Below are 15,964 nucleotides of genomic sequence, written 5' to 3' on the forward strand. Positions count from 1 at the left end.
GGGGGTGAGGTGTGCGGTCCGCTCGAGGGATCAGTCTCGTGTTCGCGATCAGCGGGGCGACGCAGGCCTCCTGGCTGTCGCGCCTGCCCGCGATCCTCGACCGTACGCACGGCGACCTGGTTCGCCTCGGCCTCGCGTTCTTCCTGCTCGGCGTCGGCACGCTCGCCGCCATGGTACTGACCGCGCCGGCCAGCGACCGCTACGGCGGCCGGCCCGTGCTGACCGTGGGGCTCGCCGTCACGCTGCCCGCACTGGCGGCCGTCGCGTTCTGCCGGTCGCCGGCCGCGCTGGCCTTCGCGCTGTTCGCGATGGGCATCGGCGGCGGGGTCTGGGAGGCCGGCATGAACGTGCAGGCGTACGCGTTCGAGAGCGGCCTGCAGAAGCACGTGATGAGCGGCTTCCACGGCTGGTGGAGCATCGGGAGCATGACCGGCGCCGGGCTCGGACTGGCCGCCACCCGCATCGGCGTGCCGCTCGCCCCGTACCTCATCGGGGTCGCCCTGACCGCCGCCGCGCTGGGCGTGCTGGCCCTGAGCTACCTGGACGACGGCAAGGTCTCCCGGCCGGACGCGGTCACGTCGCGGCGCCGGCTGCCGATCCGGCGGCTGACCGCGATCGGGGCGCTGCTGTTCTGCGGCGCGCTCGTCGAGGGCGCGGCCGGCGACTGGCTCGCCGTCTACCTGAACGAGGTACGCCGGCTGTCGCACTCCGGCGCCGCGCTCGGCTACACGCTGTTCGTCACCGCGATGGCGGCCGGCCGGCTGACCGCGGAGCGACCGCACCGGCACGTGGGCGCGGTCGGCGTGGTCCGGTCCGGCGCGATCCTGGCCGGGGTGAGCGTCGGGCTCGTGGTGCTCACCAAGGCGGGCTGGTGGGCGTTCGCCGGCGCGTTCGGCTGGGGCATCGGCATCTGCTGGGCCTTCCCGGCCGCGTTGAGCGCGGCCGGGAACGTCGCGACGGCCTCGGCGGTGGCGATGATGACGGCGGTCGGCTACAGCGCCAGCATCTTCGGACCGTTGGCGATCGGCGGTCTGGCCCGCAGCTTCGGCCTCGGTTACACGCTGCTCGCGCTGGTGCCGATGGTCGCCGTGGTCGCGCTGCTGGCGCCGGCGCTGGCCCGGACCGGGCCGGAGCCAGAGGAGTGATACGCCCGCAGGCCGAGCCGGTCGGCGGCCACGTCGATCGCGGCCCGTCCGCCCGCCGTACTCCTGATCGGGCGGACGCCCTTCATGAATCGGCGCCAGCGCTCCCGGTCCTGCTGCCACGCCTCGATGTAGGCGACGCAGGTCCTCGGCCAGATGAACTGCAGGCGGCCGCGGGACGCGGCCAGCGAGTCGAGGATGTGCCGCTCGCGCGGAGCGTCCGGGCCACCCTTGTCCTTGATCCGCTTCTGGATCTCGTCGATGAAGTCGAGCCGGGCCGAGAGGAACATCGTCCAGTACGCGTGATCCGCATCGGCGATCCGGCCGCCGTTGTCGAACAGGGCGAACAGCCCCTCGGCCAGAACGTCGCCGAACTCCTCGCTCCGGGCACGATCGGGGTCGGCGAACGGATCGTAGGGCTTCTGCACCGCGACTCCGATCTGGCCGACCCGGCGCAGCATCGTCTCGCCGAGCAGGAAGAACCAGTCCTCGTTGTAGATCTCGGGAAAGAACGAATCGATCCGGTCGGCCGGCACCGCCAGCGCGCCCCCGCCGATGAACGTGTCCTGCGGCGCGCCGGTCTCCCGGTTCGCGTGGCAGACCACGGAATTGTCGGGGTAGCCGCCGATGTTCAGCCCGACCCCGTCGCGGGTGTCCAACAGGGCCGCCGCTCGCCCCAGATCGAGCGGGTCCGGGACCCGGATGTCGTCGTCCAGGAAGACGACCCGCTTCCAGCCGGCGAGCCGCGCCAATACCAGACCGAGATTGCGCTTGGCGCTGGTGTCGGTGCGCCGCATCAACCGGCTGCGGCCGAGAACCGTCGACGTCCACAACGGCGGCAGCCGCTCCACGCCGCCCTCGGGGTAGTCGACCGCGACCACGTCGAGCCCCGGCTGCCGGCGCGTCAGGACGGCGAAGGCCCGGGCCGCGTCGGAGTGCTTGCTGCAGAGCACCAGCAGGACGCAGCCCAGCGCGGCGGCCAGGCGGCCGGCCTCGGCCAGCGCGGCGGCCGGTCGCGCGCTCGGCACGAGGATGGCGTCGACCTCGGCGACGGTCCCGGCGGGCGCCGCAAAATCGATGAGACCTCGGTGGGATGTGTGGTGCGCGCCCGCGATCACGGCCACTCGTGCAGCCGATCCTCGGCCAACGTCCAGTCGGGGGTCACCACGGCTCCATTCGGATTGGTCCGGACCCGCATCAGGATGCTGAATGCCGGCGCTCCCTGAAAGCGCTCTCGGATATAGGCTTCATTACGATCGCGAAACTTCGCGTCGGTCAACGACCGGACGGCGCCATAGGTTCCGCGGCCGTACATCCCATTGCACAAAGTAACGGTCCGCCGGGTGTTGTAGGGGTTGTTCCCTCGAAAGAAGTGGGCGACGTCCTCCAGCAGCGTGCCGTTGCCCTCGTCGAGCACCGGCTTGAACTGCTCGCCCTCGGCGGTCGAGAAATAGGCCGGGTCCTCGTCGGTGACCCGCATCTGCTGCCGGACGGGGAGCACGAGCCGCCGCGTGATGTCGCGGTTGAGGGGGTTCCAGTCGACGCCGCCGATCAGCACCAGGTGCGACGTGAAATCGTCCTCCTCCAGCTCCGCCGAGAGACAGAAGCGGACGTCGGCGGCCGGGTTGACCGCCCGGATGTGACCGTGCAGCTCGATCAGCGCATCGAGATCGGCCATGCCGTACGACCGTACGTAGTCCGGATCTTTGGGGTCGGTGAACGGCATGCGCTCGCGGAAACGCCGGGGCAGGCTCCCGCAGACCATGATGATCGGCTGCTGATCGGGGAAGAACCAGGTGCTCCGGCCCCGCTCGTCGGGGGTGGCGTCGGCGGCGGCCGGCGGCACCTCCTCGGGGAAGCGCAGGCTGAGCAGGTCGGTGTAGAGCCCGTCCCGCTCCAGGCGCTCGCTCTCGGTGAGCTCGGCCTCGGCGAGCAGCCGGGCCGGCTCCGACGCCACCGAGCGCCGGCTGGCGAAGAAGGTGGCGTAACCGATCAGCCGGGTCGCCGGCGGCAGCGCGGGGTTACGGGTGGACTCCCATGAGGAGATCAGCGAGAGGCTCAGCGGGCTCTCGCCGCCCAGCGCCTCGGCGATCTGCTGCTGGGTGACCTTGATGCCGCGCCAGTGCTGAAGTCGGAGCGCCCGGAGACGTCGCGCGAGGCGGGTATCGGGCGACTCGGCCGGTTCCATCAGTGAAGCCCTTCACCAAACTTCAGGAGAGGGAAGTTTAGGCCGCGGCCTACGAGCGATCCAGCCCATTGGCGTCGAGTGGCAGATGGCGCCACGTATTCACGTGAATGCGATTGAACCGCGGATTCACGTGCCACTGGAGCTACCTTAAGTACATCGAAGTTCCCTGAAGTTCAGGGGGCTCCCGATATGTCCGGTAGGGTACGCGGCAGTCACCGGCAAGGCTGCCGCGCGAGCCGGTCCTCGCGGCGGTCAGGGCGGGCCGCCGCGAGCCGGCCTCACAAGCGCCGGTAGCGGTAGCCCACCGGAGCAGCGAGACGTTCCAGCGGCCGGCGATCGCGCCCCACAGTCCCCGCGGGGCGAAGAGGGTCACCACCATCGCCACCGCGCCGAGGACAACGACTTCCAGCACGCCATCGAGGGGGCCCCGCGGCCCCCTGCCCGCCCGCCGTCGCCTCGCCGCCCGCTGCCTCGCCGCCCGCCCGCCGCTGCCTCGCCGCCCGCTGCTCCCGCGCCGCCCGCTGCCCACTGCCCCACCCGCCGCTGCCCCGCCCGGGGGCCGGGCTGTCCCACTCCGGGATCTTGAAGGCGCGGCGTTTACAGCTGACGGGAAAACTCCAGCGTCGGCGAGGGGCGAGGGCGTCGGTGAAGAGATTCCGTTCGCTGCTAACGCGGCGCCTCCTAGATCTGCAAGGACGGCTGCGAGCGGTACGTAGCAGGGCGTCGTGGTGCGCAGAGCGGGCGCGTCGTGGTGCGCAGAGCGGGGGCGTCGTGGTGCGCAGAGCGGGGGCGTCGTGCTACTGGGGCGGGCCAACCCGGCGGCCGGGGTCGGGCCGGTGTTGCAATCGGCGGCCGGGCACACCGGGGACTGGTGTCGACCGTACGGTCAAGGCATCGGAACCGGCGCTCGCCGTGAGAATCAATCGGCCGGCTGCCATGGATCGACGATGGCGATTCCGGTGTTGGTGAAGTCCTTGGAGTTGCGAGAGGCGAGTATCGCCGCCTGAGAACGGCAGATTGCGGCGATCTGGGCGTCGAAGCCGTCGATCGGAGTCCCCAGTCCTTCCCGGACGGTGACCACGTCGGCGTAGGCGTTGGCCGCCGCGAGGTCGAAGGGCAGGACCTGGCGGGGGAACGCCGCGAAAATCTCGTTGGCGGCCTGGTGGAGTGTTTCGCGGCGGCGGCCCTCGGGCAGGCGCGCGATGCCGTAGCGGATCTCGGCCACCGTCACGGTGGTCGTGTACAGGCCGCTGCCGCCGTTTCGCTGCAACCAGGCGCGGACGGCGGCCGCCGGTTCGGCGCGCATGAGCTCGGAAACAACGTTGGTGTCGAGAACGATCATTCCGGCAGGTCCGCCGCGCGGGGTGGCGTGTGCCGCGCCGGCGGCTCGAGGTCGACGCCGCCGAGCCGGGCGAACCGTTCGGTCAGCGCGCTGAACAGGTCGGATCGGGGCGCGTCGTCAGTGACGGCGTCGGTGAGGATGGCGCGGATCTCGGCCTCCATCGACCGGCCGTTGCGCGCCGCGCGTCGGCGCAACTTCTCCCGCACGGAGTCGTCCAGATCCCGGATGCTGAGGGCTGCCACGGCTCACTCCTGGTGTTCGGCGGTGATAGCAATGCTAGCACCGCCCGGGCGGCGTACCGATTGCGCTTCGTATCGGGATGAGTCCTGGGTAGTGGCCTTCCGGGACGTCTTGGGCCGGGCCCGCCCGGCGGCCGGGGTCGGAGCCGGTGTTGCAGCCGGCGGCCCCTGGTACGGCGGGTACCTGTCTGAGCCGTACGGTCGAAGGTGCGGAAGGGAAACGCTCAGGTCTCGCTCGGCTGCTGGTCGAGGGAGAGGGTGTTGCCGTCGGGGTCGTGGAACCAGGCGACCTGCGCGCCGCCCGGGGCGGTCCAGACGCCGTGGTCGTCCTGGGGCATGCCTGGGTAGCGGAGGAAGTGGACTCCCCTTGCGGTCAGGGCGTCGACCTCGGCCGCGATGTCGGGGACCTCCCAGCCGAGGATGGTGAACTGCTGGGGGCGTAGCGCGGAGCCCACGTCGGTGATGCGGATGTGGCCGCCCGGGCCGTCGACCACGACCGCGAAGCCGTCGGCCGAGAGGACCGGCAGGCCGAGGACCGACTCGTAGAAGGAACGGGAGCGGCCCAGGTCGGTGGAGGGCACGAAGGCGACGACGCGCGCGGCAGCCAGCATGGCCTCCACGCTGCCGTGTCCACCGACCGGTTGACAACCTCGTTCATCACCTCGGTCGTCCCGGGGGCACCCCGGCAGCCGCCAGGATCAAGGCATGAGCTTCGAAACGCAGAAGAACGGCATGACCGCGATGATCCGCTCGATGGCCTGGGATCTGGGGCTGCCGGTGGCCGCCTACTACGGGCTGCACGCGTTCGGCGTCGGCGACGGCGCGGCGCTGCTGGCCGGCACCGTGGCGGCCGGCGCCCGGATCGCCTGGGTGGCCGTGCGCAGCCGGAAGCTGAGCCCGTTCTCGGCCCTGATGGGCGCGGTGTTCGGCGTCGGGCTGCTGTTCACGTTGCTGACCGGTGACCCGCGCTGGCTGCTGGTCAAGCACTCGGTGCTGTCCGCGGTGATCGGCTCGTTGTTCCTGGTCACCGCGTTCCGGGGACGGCCGTTGACGCTCGCCGCCCAGCAGAGCTTCCAGCCGGGGCGGGCGGCGGAGCTGGCCGGGGAGTACGCCGACAACCCCGCCGTCCGGCAGGGCCATCGGATCGTCTCGCTGGTGTGGGGCTTCGGCCTGCTGACCGAGGCGGCCGTCCGGGTGGTGCTGGTCAACCTGCTGCCGGTGGACGTGATGGTCGGCGTCTCCACCGCGCTCACCGTGGTCACCTTCGCGGGGCTGATCGGGTGGCAGGCGAAGTACATCGCGAGCCGCACCCAGGGGCGTCCGATTTCCTACACAGCGGCACACTGAGCGGCCGTACGGGCGCACTGTACTCAGTGGAGGGGGGCGGTTGCCGTGATCAAGAAGCTGGTGTTCGCCGCCGTGCTGGGGCTCGTCACCGCCGGGCTCGGGGTGCCCGCCACCGCGCAGTCCGCCCGGGTCGACCTCGACGCGGTACGAAGCTGGAACGAGCGCGCCCTGAACGCGGTGCGGGTGACCCGGTCCTCCGACGCGGACGCCGCCCGGCTCTACGCGATGGTCGACATCGCGATGTACGACGCGGTCAACGGCATCGCCGGCGCCCGCAGCCGGCCGCAGCGAGCGCCGGCCCTCGTGCCGGGGCCGGGCCCGCGCGACGGCGACGAGCAGGCGGCCGCGGTGTCGGCGGCGCACGCCGTCCTGACCCGGCTGGACGCCCCGCGGGCGGCCGACTACGACGCCGCGCTGGCCGCCGACCTCGCCCGCCTCGGCACCGGCCATGCCGTGACCAGCGGCGCGAAGTGGGGCAGCCAGGTCGGCGAGCGGGTGGTCGCGGCACGGGCCGACGACGGGTCGACGCCGGTGGAGAGCCAGCCGGCCGGGGCCGGTCCGGGCGTCTTCCGGGCCGCGTGGGCCGGGACGCAGTATCGCCACGTGCGGCCGTTCGCGGTGGCGGATCCATTGCGGTACGTCCCCGGGCCGCCGCCCGCCCTGGACTCGGTCGCCTACGCGGGCGCGCTCGCCGAGGTGCAGGTGCTCGGCAACGCCGCCCTGCCTGCGCCCGACCTGCTGGCCACGTTCCAGTTCTGGTCGCTGCCTGCCGGATCCGACCAGCCGCCCGGCGAATGGCTGCGGATCGCGCTGACCGTCGCCGCGAGCCGGCACCTGCCGCTGGCCGAGCAGGTCCGGCTGACCGCGCTGCTGACGATGGCCCTGTCGGACACGTCGGTGGCGACCGTGGCGACCAAGTTCACGTACCAGCATTGGCGCCCCACCACGGCGATCCGCGAGGCCGACACCGACGGCAACCCGTCGACCACGGCCGACCCGGCGTGGACGGCCCGCGCCGGCGCGATCGGCGGCACGCCCGAGTACGTCTCCGGGCACAGTTCGTACAGTGGCGCCGGCGCTGCCGTCCTACAGGGCTTCTTCTGCACCGACGCGGTCCCGTTCTCGCTGGCCACGGATTCGGCGCCGGGCGGTGCGGCCCGGAGCTACCCGGGCTTCTCGGCGGCCGCGGCGGAGGCCGGGCGCTCCCGGATCTTCGGCGGCCAGCACTTCGAGTTCAGCAACCAGGCCGGCCTGACCATCGGGCGCGGCGTCGCGGGCGAGACCTTGGCCACGCGGCTGTTGCGCGGCGCCGGGCCTCAGCACTTCGGCGTCTGCCCGCTGTGATCCCATGACGACCGAGCTGTGGGATCCGCTGGCCGGTTATGCCCAGAGGTTGCACGCCGTTGTCGGCGATGAGCACCACGTCGCGTCGCCGCTCGGGGCGTGGCTGCTGCTCGCGCTGTGCGCGCCGGCGAGCACCGGCGCGTCCCGCGACGAGCTGGCCGAGATACTGGGCATGGACGCGATGCGCGCCGCGACGGCGGCCGCGGCGCTGTTGGACAACCCCCACCCGCTGGTGCCGTCGGCGACCGCGATGTGGCACCGGCCGGGGTACGACATCGGCGGCCTGAGCCGGTGGAAGGCCACGCTGCCGCGGGCGACCGAGGTCGGGCCACTGCCGGACCAGGCAAGCCTCGACGCCTGGGCGCGGGAGCACACTCTCGGTCTCATCGAGCGGTTTCCGCTGCAGATGTCGCTGGAGGTGGTCCTGGCGCTGGCCAGCGCGCTGGCGACGCGGGTGTCGTGGGAGGAGCCCTTCGAGGTCGTTCCGGCCGGCGCGCTCGGGCCGCACAGCAGCTGGGCCGGCCGGCTGACCCGGGCGCTGCGGACCCCGGAGCAAGGGCACACCTCGTACATCGCGACGACCGAACGGGCCGGCGATGTGATCGTGCACGTCGCACGAGCCAAGTCGGGTCGTTCACGGCTCGACGAGGCCGGCCTCTCGGTTGTCTCGATCGCGGCCGCGCCCGACGTCAAGCCCGCCGACGTCCTGGCCGCCGCCTACCAGCTGGGCCCGGCGGCCACCGATGGCGGACCAGCCGGGCGGCGGTCGCTGTTCGACCTGCCGCTCGGCGAGGACCGCCTGTGGACCATTCGCGAGGAGCCCGTCCTGACGCGAGCAGCCGACGGACGCGAGGAGCAACACCGGGCGGTGCTGCCCTGCTGGTCCGCGACCAGCGACCACGATCTGAGAGCCGACGGCCTCGGATTTCCCGCCGCGGCCCGCATCCTGGCGACGATGCTCGAGACGAAGCTGGACTTCGCGGCCAGGCAGACGGCGATGGCCCGATACGGCCGGTACGGTTTCGAGGCCGCGGCCGTCAGCGGGTTCTTCACGATCGACAGCGCGCCGTCGCCGGGGGTCGCCCGGATCGCCGAACTGCGCTTCGGCCACCCGTACGCGGTGATCGCCGTCGCCACCGACACCCGTTACGACACCGACCGGCAGCGCGTCGTGATCGGTCCCTGGCATGGCGTCCCGGTGTTCTCCGCCTGGGTCAGCGAGCCCGAGGACGTGCCCGCCGCCGATGCCGGCCCCAGGCCCGCCGAGTGAGCGAGACACCGTGGAGGTCAGCGGGGCAGGGTGAGGATCAGGTCGACGATCAGGGCGGTCCAGCCGGTCTGGTGCCAGGCGCCCAGGCCGGCCCCGTTGTCGCCGTGGAAGTACTCGGGGAAGACGATCAGGTCTTTCCAGTCCGGGTGTCGCTGGAGGAACTCGTTGGCGCCGTAGATCGGGCGGTGGCCGTTCTCGTCCGGGACGAACAGGGAGATCAGGCGGCGGGACAGGTCGTCGGCTATCGCGGAGAGCGGGACCTTTTTCTGGGCGCCGGTCGGATACTCGGCCAGCAGGTCGTCGCCGAAGAAGGCCGCGTACTCGCGCAGGGCCTCGATCAGCAGGTAGTTGACCGGCATCCAGATCGGGCCGCGCCAGTTGGAATTGCCGCCGAACAGGCCGCTCGTGCTTTCCGCCGGCTCGTAGCCGACCGTGAAATCGGAGCCTCCTAGTGAGACCGTGAACGGTTTCTCCAGGTGCGCGCGCGAAAGAGTCCTTATCCCGTACGGCGAAAGGAACTCCTCGGGGTCCAGCATGCGCGCGAGAATCCGCAGCAGCTGGTCCTGGCCCACCATGGACAGCAGGCGTTGCTGGCGGCCCTCGGCGGACAGCCGCCGGGCGCTGATCACATCCGCGTACTCCTGGGAGTAGCGCAGCCAGCGCAAGCGGTTCGCCAGCTCGGGCAGCCGGTTGAGGGTGGCCGCGGTGATCCGGGTGGTGGCGGTCAGCGGCAGCAGGCCGACGATCGAGCGCACCTTCAGCGGCAGCTTGTGCCCGTCCGGCAGGCGCAGCTGGTCGTAGAAGAAGCTGTCCTCCTCGTCCCACAGGCCCTGTTGATACGCGGCCTCGGCGATGTAGGCGAAGTGCTCGAAGAACTTCGTCGCCATGTCCACATAGGTACGGTCGTTGAGGGCCAGGCATACTGCCATGTCGAGCAGGTTCAGCGCGTACATCGCCATCCAGCCGGTGCCGTCCGACTGCTCGAGCACCCCGGCCACCGGAAGCGCGGCCGACCGGTCGAACGGGCCGACGTTGTCCAGGCCGAGGAAGCCGCCCTCGAAGACGTTGTTGCCGCCGATGTCTTTGCGGTTGACCCACCAGGTGAAGTTCAGCAGCAGCTTGTGCATGACCCGGCCGAGGAAGTCGAAGTCGCGCCCGCCGTCGATCTCGAAGACCCGCAGCGCGGCCCAGGCGTGCACGGGCGGGTTCACGTCGCCGAAGGCCCACTCGTACGCGGGAATCTGGCCGTTGGGGTGCATATACCACTCCCGCAGCAGCAGCAGAAGCTGCTGCTTGGCGAAGCCGGGGTCGACGCGGGAGATCGAGACGCAGTGGAACGCCAGGTCCCAGGCCGCGTACCAGGGGTACTCCCAGGGGTCGGGCATCGAGACGACGTCGAAGCTGTTCATGTGCCACCACGCGTTGTTGCGCCCGTAGCGGCGGCCCGGCGGGGGTGGCGAGGAGCCGGGGTCGCCGGTCAGCCACTGCTTCACGTCGAAGTGGTAGAACTGCTTGCCCCACATCAGCCCGGCGATCCCCTGCCGCGCTACGGCCGCCTCCTCGGGGGTCGCCGCCGCCGGGATGATCTCGGCGAAGAACTCGTCCGCCTCGGCCGCCCGGTGGCGCATCACCGTCTCCCAACCAAGATCAAGATCAAGATCAAGATCAGAGAGTACGTCGTCCGACTGGGCCAACCGCAGTCGCAGGGTACGAGACTCGCCCGGCCCGAGGGTCAGCACATAATGCAGCGAGCCCTTGGTCCCCACTCCGGCCGGGTTCACGGTCGGGGCGTCCGCGATCAGGTGGTCGTTGATGCCGTCCTTGGGATACATGGTCGTGCCCGGCTGCCCCCACAGCCGCTGCGCGTTCGTCTCGTTGTCGCAGACGAGCGCGGGCGGTTCGCCGGAACCCGCCAGCGTGATGTGGCCGAGCGTGCGGTGCGTCCCGGCGAGGCGGCCGGGGTGGCCGGCGAGCGACGGCTTGGGGCGGTTGGGCAGGCCCCACGACCAGGTGTTGCGGAACCACAAAGTCGGCAGTACGTGCAGGGTGGCGGCGGACGGTCCGCGATTGGCCACCGTGACGGCGATGCACATGTCGGTCGGCGTGGCCTTGGCGTAATCGACGGTGACGGCCCAGTACCGGTCCTCGTCGAAGACGCCGGTGTCGACCAGTTCGTACTCGGGCTCCTCGCGGGACCGCTGGCCGTTCACCCGGACCAGTTCGTCGTACGGGAACTCCTGCTGCGGATAGTGGTACCGCCAGCGCATCCACGAGTGGGTCGGCGTCGAGTCCTGGTACCACCAGTATTCCTTGGCGTCCTCGCCGTGGTTGCCGCCGTCGCCGCCGAGCCCGAACATCCGCTCCTTCAGGATCGGGTCCTCGCCGTTCCACAGGGCCAGCGCGAAGCAGAACGTCTGCCGTTCGTCGCAGATGCCGCCCATGCCGTCGTCGTTCCACCGGTACGCTCGGGACCGCGCATGATCGTGCGGGAAGTAGTCCCACGCCGTACCGTGCTCGCTGTAGTCCTCCCGAACCGTGCCCCAGGCACGCTCGGCCAGGTAGGGGCCCCACGAGCGCCACGGCAACTCACCGGAGTCGGCCTGCGCCAAGCGCAAGTGCTCCACGCCGTGTCTCACCCCCACATCGCTGAGATAGTTACCGTCCCGATCGATTGTGCCCGAGAACTGGAGGTCATCTAGTGGCTACCGTGCGTCGCCTCGCGTTCGGCCCCCAGGTGTGCGGGAACGTCGACGAGGGCTCGTCCCGGGAGTGGCTGCTGACCGACGGCCGCGGCGGCTACGCAATGGGCACGGTAAGCGGGCTGCGCACGCGCCGCTACCACGGTCTGCTGATCGTGGCCGGGGACACACCGGCCACCCGCCGTCTGGGGCTGGCCGCGCTCGACCCGATCGTCACCCTGCCCTCGGGCGCGTCGGTGCGGCTCGCCACGCACGAGTGGGCGGACGGGACGATCGCCCCACGCGGGCACGAACTTCTCGCCGGCTTCGAGCTGGTCGACGGCCTGCCCCGGTGGCGCTGGCGGATCGGCGACGTGGTGCTCGAGCGGGAGATCGCGATGGTGCACGGCCGGCCCGCGGTCGCCGTGGTGCACCGGCTGCTCACCGGCGGCCCGGTCAGCCTGTCCCTGGAGGCGCTGGTCACCTGGCGGGACATCCACGGCGAGCGCACCGCGTCCGGCCCGGCGCCGACCGTCGAGTCCGACGAGAACGGGTGCGTGGTCGAGCGGGCGTACCGCTTGCGCGGCCCGGACTTCCGCGCGGTGGGTGCCTGGTGGCGCGGGGTGCGGCACCGCACGGAGGCGGCGCGCGGCCTTCCACCCCAAGAGGACCTGTGGTACGCCGGAGGCTTCCACGCCGAACTGCGGCAGCCGGGCGCCACCGCCGAGGTCTGCGCCTGGGCCGGCGACCCGGACGACCAGCCGCCGAGCCCGGTGCAGGTGGTCGGCGAGGCCCGGCGGCGCAACCGCGCGGTGGTCCTCGCCGCGCAGCCGGCCGACGACGCGCAGGCCACCCTCGCGCTGGCGGCCGACGCGTTCATCGTGCGGACCCGGGCCGGCGTCGACGTGGTGGCCGGGTACCCGTGGTTCGGCGCGTGGTCGCGGGACACCATGCTCAGCTACGAGGGCCTGTTCCTGACCACCAACCGGGTCGCCGAGGGGCGGGAGCTGCTGATCTCGTACGCCGGAACGCTCTCCGAGGGAATGCTGGCGAACACCGCGGACACCGGCAGCGTCGAGTACAACACCGCGGACGGCACCCTGTGGTTCCTGCACGCGGTCGGCCGGCACGTGGCCACCACCGGCGACTTCGACCTCGCCGCGCAGCTGCTGCCCGCCCTGCTCGACGTGATCGACCACCATCTCAAGGGCACCCGGTACGGCATCGGCACCGACCCGATCGACGGCCTGCTCCGCCAGGGCGTCCCCGGCGAGGCGCTGACCTGGATGGATGCCCGGGTGGACGGGGTGCCGGTGACCCCGCGGACGGGCAAGCCGGTCGAGGTCAACGCGCTCTGGGTGAACGGGCTGGCCACCGTGATCAAGCTGGCCTGGCAGGCGCGGACCGGGGCCGGCGCGGCGGTCCGGGCCCATCCCGAGGCGCTGGCCGGGTTCACCCGGCGCTTCCCCGCCCCGAGCGGCTGGCTGTACGACGTGGTGGACGGCCCGGCGGGCGACGACGCCACGCTGCGGCCCAACCAGCTGCTGGCCTGGTCGCTGCCGTACGCGCCGCTGCGCCCGGAACCGGCCACCCTGCAGGCGATCGGCTCGGCGCTGATGACCCCGCTCGGGCTGCGCAGCCTCGCCCCCGGCGCGCCCGGCTACCACGGCGTGCACCGCGGCGGCCCGGCGGCGCGCGACACGGCGTACCACACCGGCACGGTCTGGCCCTGGCTGACCGGGCCGTTCGTGGCCGCGTGGCGCCGGCTCGGCGTCTCCGCCGACCAGACCATCTCGGACGCCGACGACCACCTCGGCGAGTACGGGCTGGGCTCGGTCTCCGAGACGGCCGACGGCGACGCACCGCACGAGGCCACCGGCTGCCCGTTCCAGGCCTGGTCGGTGGCCGAGACGCTGCGGGCCCGCCGCCTCTAGGCCGGCGGTTTCAGCGCGTACAGCGTGCCCTTCGCGCCGACGGCGAAGATCTCGGTCCCGTCCGGGCTGGGCGCCACCGCGAAGTGGTCGCCGGTCGCGTTGCGCCAGAGCTCCTCGCCGCTGCGCGCGTCCAGCCCGGCCAGGGTGCCGTCGGGATAGGCCACGTCGACCTCGGAGCTGCCCAGCGCCGGGAAGCCCGCCTTGCCCGAGCGGGGGTACCGCCACAGCACCTTCGCCGTGTCCGGGTTCCAGCCGGCGATCGAGCCGTCCGCGCCGGCCGTGTAGAGCAGGAGCCCACCGCCGGCGATCCGCTCGATCGCGGCCGGTTGCGCGATGCCGTTCAGGGCGGCGCCGGTGTCCGCGCGGACGCACCGCACGCTCCGGTTGTCGATCACCACGCACGCCGCGTCCCCGGCCGCGAGCGGCCCGTCGGTCACCGTGCCGACCGTCGTGGTCCACCGCTTCCCGCCGCCCGGGCTCAGGCCGTACAGCTTCCCGTCGCCGGCGGCGACGACCACCGTTCCGGCGGTCACCAGCGGAGCCTGCGTTATCCCACCCTTGGTGCGCAGGCGCCAGCGCCGGTTTCCTTCCCCGATCCGGTACGCCTCGACCGCGCCGTCCCGCCCGCCCACGTAGGTGAACTGCGCGTTGGTGGCCGGCCGCGCCCCGATCGGCGCGCCCAGGTTCCGCCGCCACAGCACCGTGCCGGCGTTCGCGTCGATCCCGGCCACGTCGCCGCCGCCGGTGCTCGCCACCACCACGTCCCCGACGATCCCGGTCGACACCCGCAGCCCCGCGCCGAGTTGGGTCCGCCAGTCGAGCGTTCCGTCCCCGCGCCGGAAGGCTCGCAGCACCCCGTCCTGCCCGCTCACCACGACCAGTTGGGGGCCGACCGCCGGCGGCCCGGTCGCCGACACCCCGGTCGGCACCCGCCACAGCAGGCCGGCCTCGGTCCCGGCCGCGGACCCGGACGCCGCGGCCGACGCCGACGCGGACGGCCGGCTCCCCACGGCCTGCGCGCCACCCGGGTGGTCGCGATCCCGGGGCCAGGCCGTGGCCGCGGTGATCGCGGTGGCGGCCAGCAGCACCGCCGCGATCCCGCCGACGACCGGCCGGCGGTACGACCGTCGCCGCGCATTCGCCGGCTCCGGGATCGGGATCGGTGCCTTGGGGGGCGGCTGCACCGGGTGCGGCGCCGTCTTCTCCACGTGCCAGGCCGGATGCTGCGGCAAGGTCGGCTCCCGGTGCGCCGGCGGCGACCGGAACAACTCCGGGTCGTGCCCGGGAACCGACGCCCGGCCGACCACGGTGGCCGGGGGCAGCGGCCCGTTCGGGAAAAGCTCCTCGGCCGGCGTCGGCTCGGCGGCCTCGCCGGGCCGGGCCCCACTGAGGAGGGCGGCGCCCATCGCGACCCCCGTCTCCGGATGGTCGAGCAGGGTGACCGGGCGGCCGAGCGCGCTCGACACCATCTGCTGCACGAGCGGAATCCGCGACGACCCGCCGGCCAGCACCACGCAGCGCAGCTCGCCGGCCGGCACCGACGCCGAATCCAGCGCCCGCCGGACGGCCGCGACGGTCTCGTGGATCGCCGGCCCGATCATCGCCTCGAGGCTGTGCCGCCGGATGCTCACCCGGGTGTGCAGCCGCGGCAGCTCCACCTCGATCTCGGCCCGGGTGTCGAAGGACAGCGCCTCCTTGGCCGCCACGCAGCCGCGCCGCAGCCGGGCCAGCCCCTCGAGCACGGCCGGATCGTCCTGGTCGAGCCCGGCCAGCCGGTCGCCGAGCGTCGACCGCACCAGAGCGAGCACCGCCTCGTCGAAGTCGGCCCCGCCCAGCTTCTCGACACCCTGCGGCTCGCCGAGCACCTCGAAGCCGTCCGGGGTCTTGAGCAGCACGGCCGCGTCGAAGGTGCCGCCGCCCAGGTCGTACACGAGAATGGTCTCGCCCACCCCGACCCGGGTGCCCTCCGCGTAGCTCGCCGCCGCGGCCTCCGGCTCGGAGCACAGAGTCACCGCCGGCAGGCCGGCCAGCCGGGCCGCCTCGAGCAGCCGGTCCCGCTTGTACCAGCCCCAGTTGGCCGGGTGGGTGAGCACGACCCGGCTCGGCGGCCCGTCCCGCCCCTCGGCGGCGGTGGCGGCCACCTGGCGCAGCAGCACGGCGGCCAGCTCGTGCGCGGCCAGATCCCGAGCGGCCGGCGGCGACTCGCCGGCGCCGACCGGCACCGGGTCGCCGATCCGCCGCTTGAACTCCCGGGCCAGCCGGGCCGGGCCGGTGTCGCCGCGCCGCTGCGCCGCCTCGCCGACCAGCGGCTCGCCGTCCTCGGGGCGATAGACCAGGGTGAGCATCTCCGGCCCCGGCGAACCGAGCGGGACGGCCGTCAGCGAACCGTCCACGTTGACCGCGGCGGCCGTGAAAGTCGTCCCGAGATCGATCCCGAGGCCGTACTCCACCACCCCTCAAATGCTAAGAGCGCGGGTCGA

Annotated in this window: 12 protein-coding genes; 5 read left to right on the forward strand and 7 right to left on the reverse strand. The window is 72.6% G+C overall.

Annotation, left to right across the window (positions count from 1 at the left end; all coding sequences use genetic code 11):
- The first annotated feature begins 38 nt into the window (after nt 1–38).
- Complete coding sequence (locus IH26_RS0127995; protein ID WP_030439224.1) at nt 39–1,145, forward strand: MFS transporter; 1,107 nt, start codon at nt 39–41, stop codon at nt 1,143–1,145.
- On the opposite strand, the gene IH26_RS0128000 is transcribed toward IH26_RS0127995, so the two are convergent.
- From IH26_RS0128000 to IH26_RS0128020, 5 genes are all read right to left on the reverse strand, one after another.
- Nucleotides 1,055–2,266 (reverse strand): hypothetical protein, encoded by a 1,212-nt coding sequence (locus IH26_RS0128000; RefSeq protein WP_051808582.1) that lies wholly within the window; start codon nt 2,264–2,266, stop codon nt 1,055–1,057. The genes IH26_RS0127995 and IH26_RS0128000 overlap by 91 nt on opposite strands.
- Complete coding sequence (locus IH26_RS0128005; RefSeq protein ID WP_030439226.1) at nt 2,257–3,330, reverse strand: hypothetical protein; 1,074 nt, start codon at nt 3,328–3,330, stop codon at nt 2,257–2,259. Before IH26_RS0128005 ends, IH26_RS0128000 begins: the two co-directional genes overlap by 10 nt.
- Before the next feature lie 919 nt (nt 3,331–4,249).
- On the reverse strand, nt 4,250–4,672 hold the full coding sequence (locus tag IH26_RS0128010; protein WP_030439227.1) for a type II toxin-antitoxin system VapC family toxin: 423 nt from the start codon (nt 4,670–4,672) through the stop codon (nt 4,250–4,252).
- Nucleotides 4,669–4,914 carry a FitA-like ribbon-helix-helix domain-containing protein gene (locus IH26_RS0128015; RefSeq protein WP_030439228.1) on the reverse strand — a complete coding sequence of 82 codons (246 nt, stop codon included), beginning with the start codon at nt 4,912–4,914 and terminating at the stop codon, nt 4,669–4,671. The genes IH26_RS0128010 and IH26_RS0128015 overlap by 4 nt, the downstream gene beginning before the upstream one ends.
- Nucleotides 4,915–5,135: 221 nt before the next feature.
- Nucleotides 5,136–5,522, reverse strand: coding sequence for a VOC family protein (locus tag IH26_RS0128020; protein ID WP_030439229.1), 387 nt, complete (start codon nt 5,520–5,522; stop codon nt 5,136–5,138).
- A 94-nt stretch (nt 5,523–5,616) separates the two neighbouring features.
- Between IH26_RS0128020 and IH26_RS0128025 the strand changes: the two genes are divergently transcribed.
- Genes IH26_RS0128025 through IH26_RS0128035 form a run of 3 tightly spaced genes read left to right on the forward strand, consistent with a single transcriptional unit; the run spans nt 5,617 to nt 8,872 of the window.
- The gene (locus IH26_RS0128025; RefSeq protein WP_051808584.1) at nt 5,617–6,258 is read left to right on the forward strand and encodes a VC0807 family protein; all 642 of its coding nucleotides are present in this window, start codon (nt 5,617–5,619) and stop codon (nt 6,256–6,258) included.
- Nucleotides 6,259–6,303: 45 nt separating this feature from the next.
- Nucleotides 6,304–7,602, forward strand: a complete 1,299-nt coding sequence (locus tag IH26_RS0128030; protein WP_030439231.1) for a vanadium-dependent haloperoxidase — start codon at nt 6,304–6,306, stop codon at nt 7,600–7,602.
- Nucleotides 7,603–7,606: 4 nt separating this feature from the next.
- Entirely contained in the window at nt 7,607–8,872 is a 1,266-nt protein-coding gene (locus IH26_RS0128035; RefSeq protein WP_030439232.1) for a serpin family protein, read from the forward strand.
- Between the two features lie 17 nt (nt 8,873–8,889).
- On the opposite strand, the gene IH26_RS0128040 is transcribed toward IH26_RS0128035, so the two are convergent.
- Nucleotides 8,890–11,496 carry an MGH1-like glycoside hydrolase domain-containing protein gene (locus IH26_RS0128040; RefSeq protein WP_245665567.1) on the reverse strand — a complete coding sequence of 869 codons (2,607 nt, stop codon included), beginning with the start codon at nt 11,494–11,496 and terminating at the stop codon, nt 8,890–8,892.
- An 83-nt stretch (nt 11,497–11,579) separates the two neighbouring features.
- Between IH26_RS0128040 and IH26_RS0128045 the strand changes: the two genes are divergently transcribed.
- On the forward strand, nt 11,580–13,484 hold the full coding sequence (locus tag IH26_RS0128045; RefSeq protein WP_034216177.1) for an amylo-alpha-1,6-glucosidase: 1,905 nt from the start codon (nt 11,580–11,582) through the stop codon (nt 13,482–13,484).
- On the opposite strand, the gene IH26_RS56205 is transcribed toward IH26_RS0128045, so the two are convergent.
- Complete coding sequence (locus IH26_RS56205) at nt 13,481–15,937, reverse strand: hsp70 family protein (protein ID WP_051808588.1); 2,457 nt, start codon at nt 15,935–15,937, stop codon at nt 13,481–13,483. The two genes, IH26_RS0128045 and IH26_RS56205, sit on opposite strands and share 4 nt — an antisense overlap.
- Between the last annotated feature and the right edge of the window lie 27 nt (nt 15,938–15,964).

The sequence above is a fragment of the Actinoplanes subtropicus genome, assembly GCF_000721705.1.
Lineage (GTDB): Bacteria > Actinomycetota > Actinomycetes > Mycobacteriales > Micromonosporaceae > Actinoplanes > Actinoplanes subtropicus.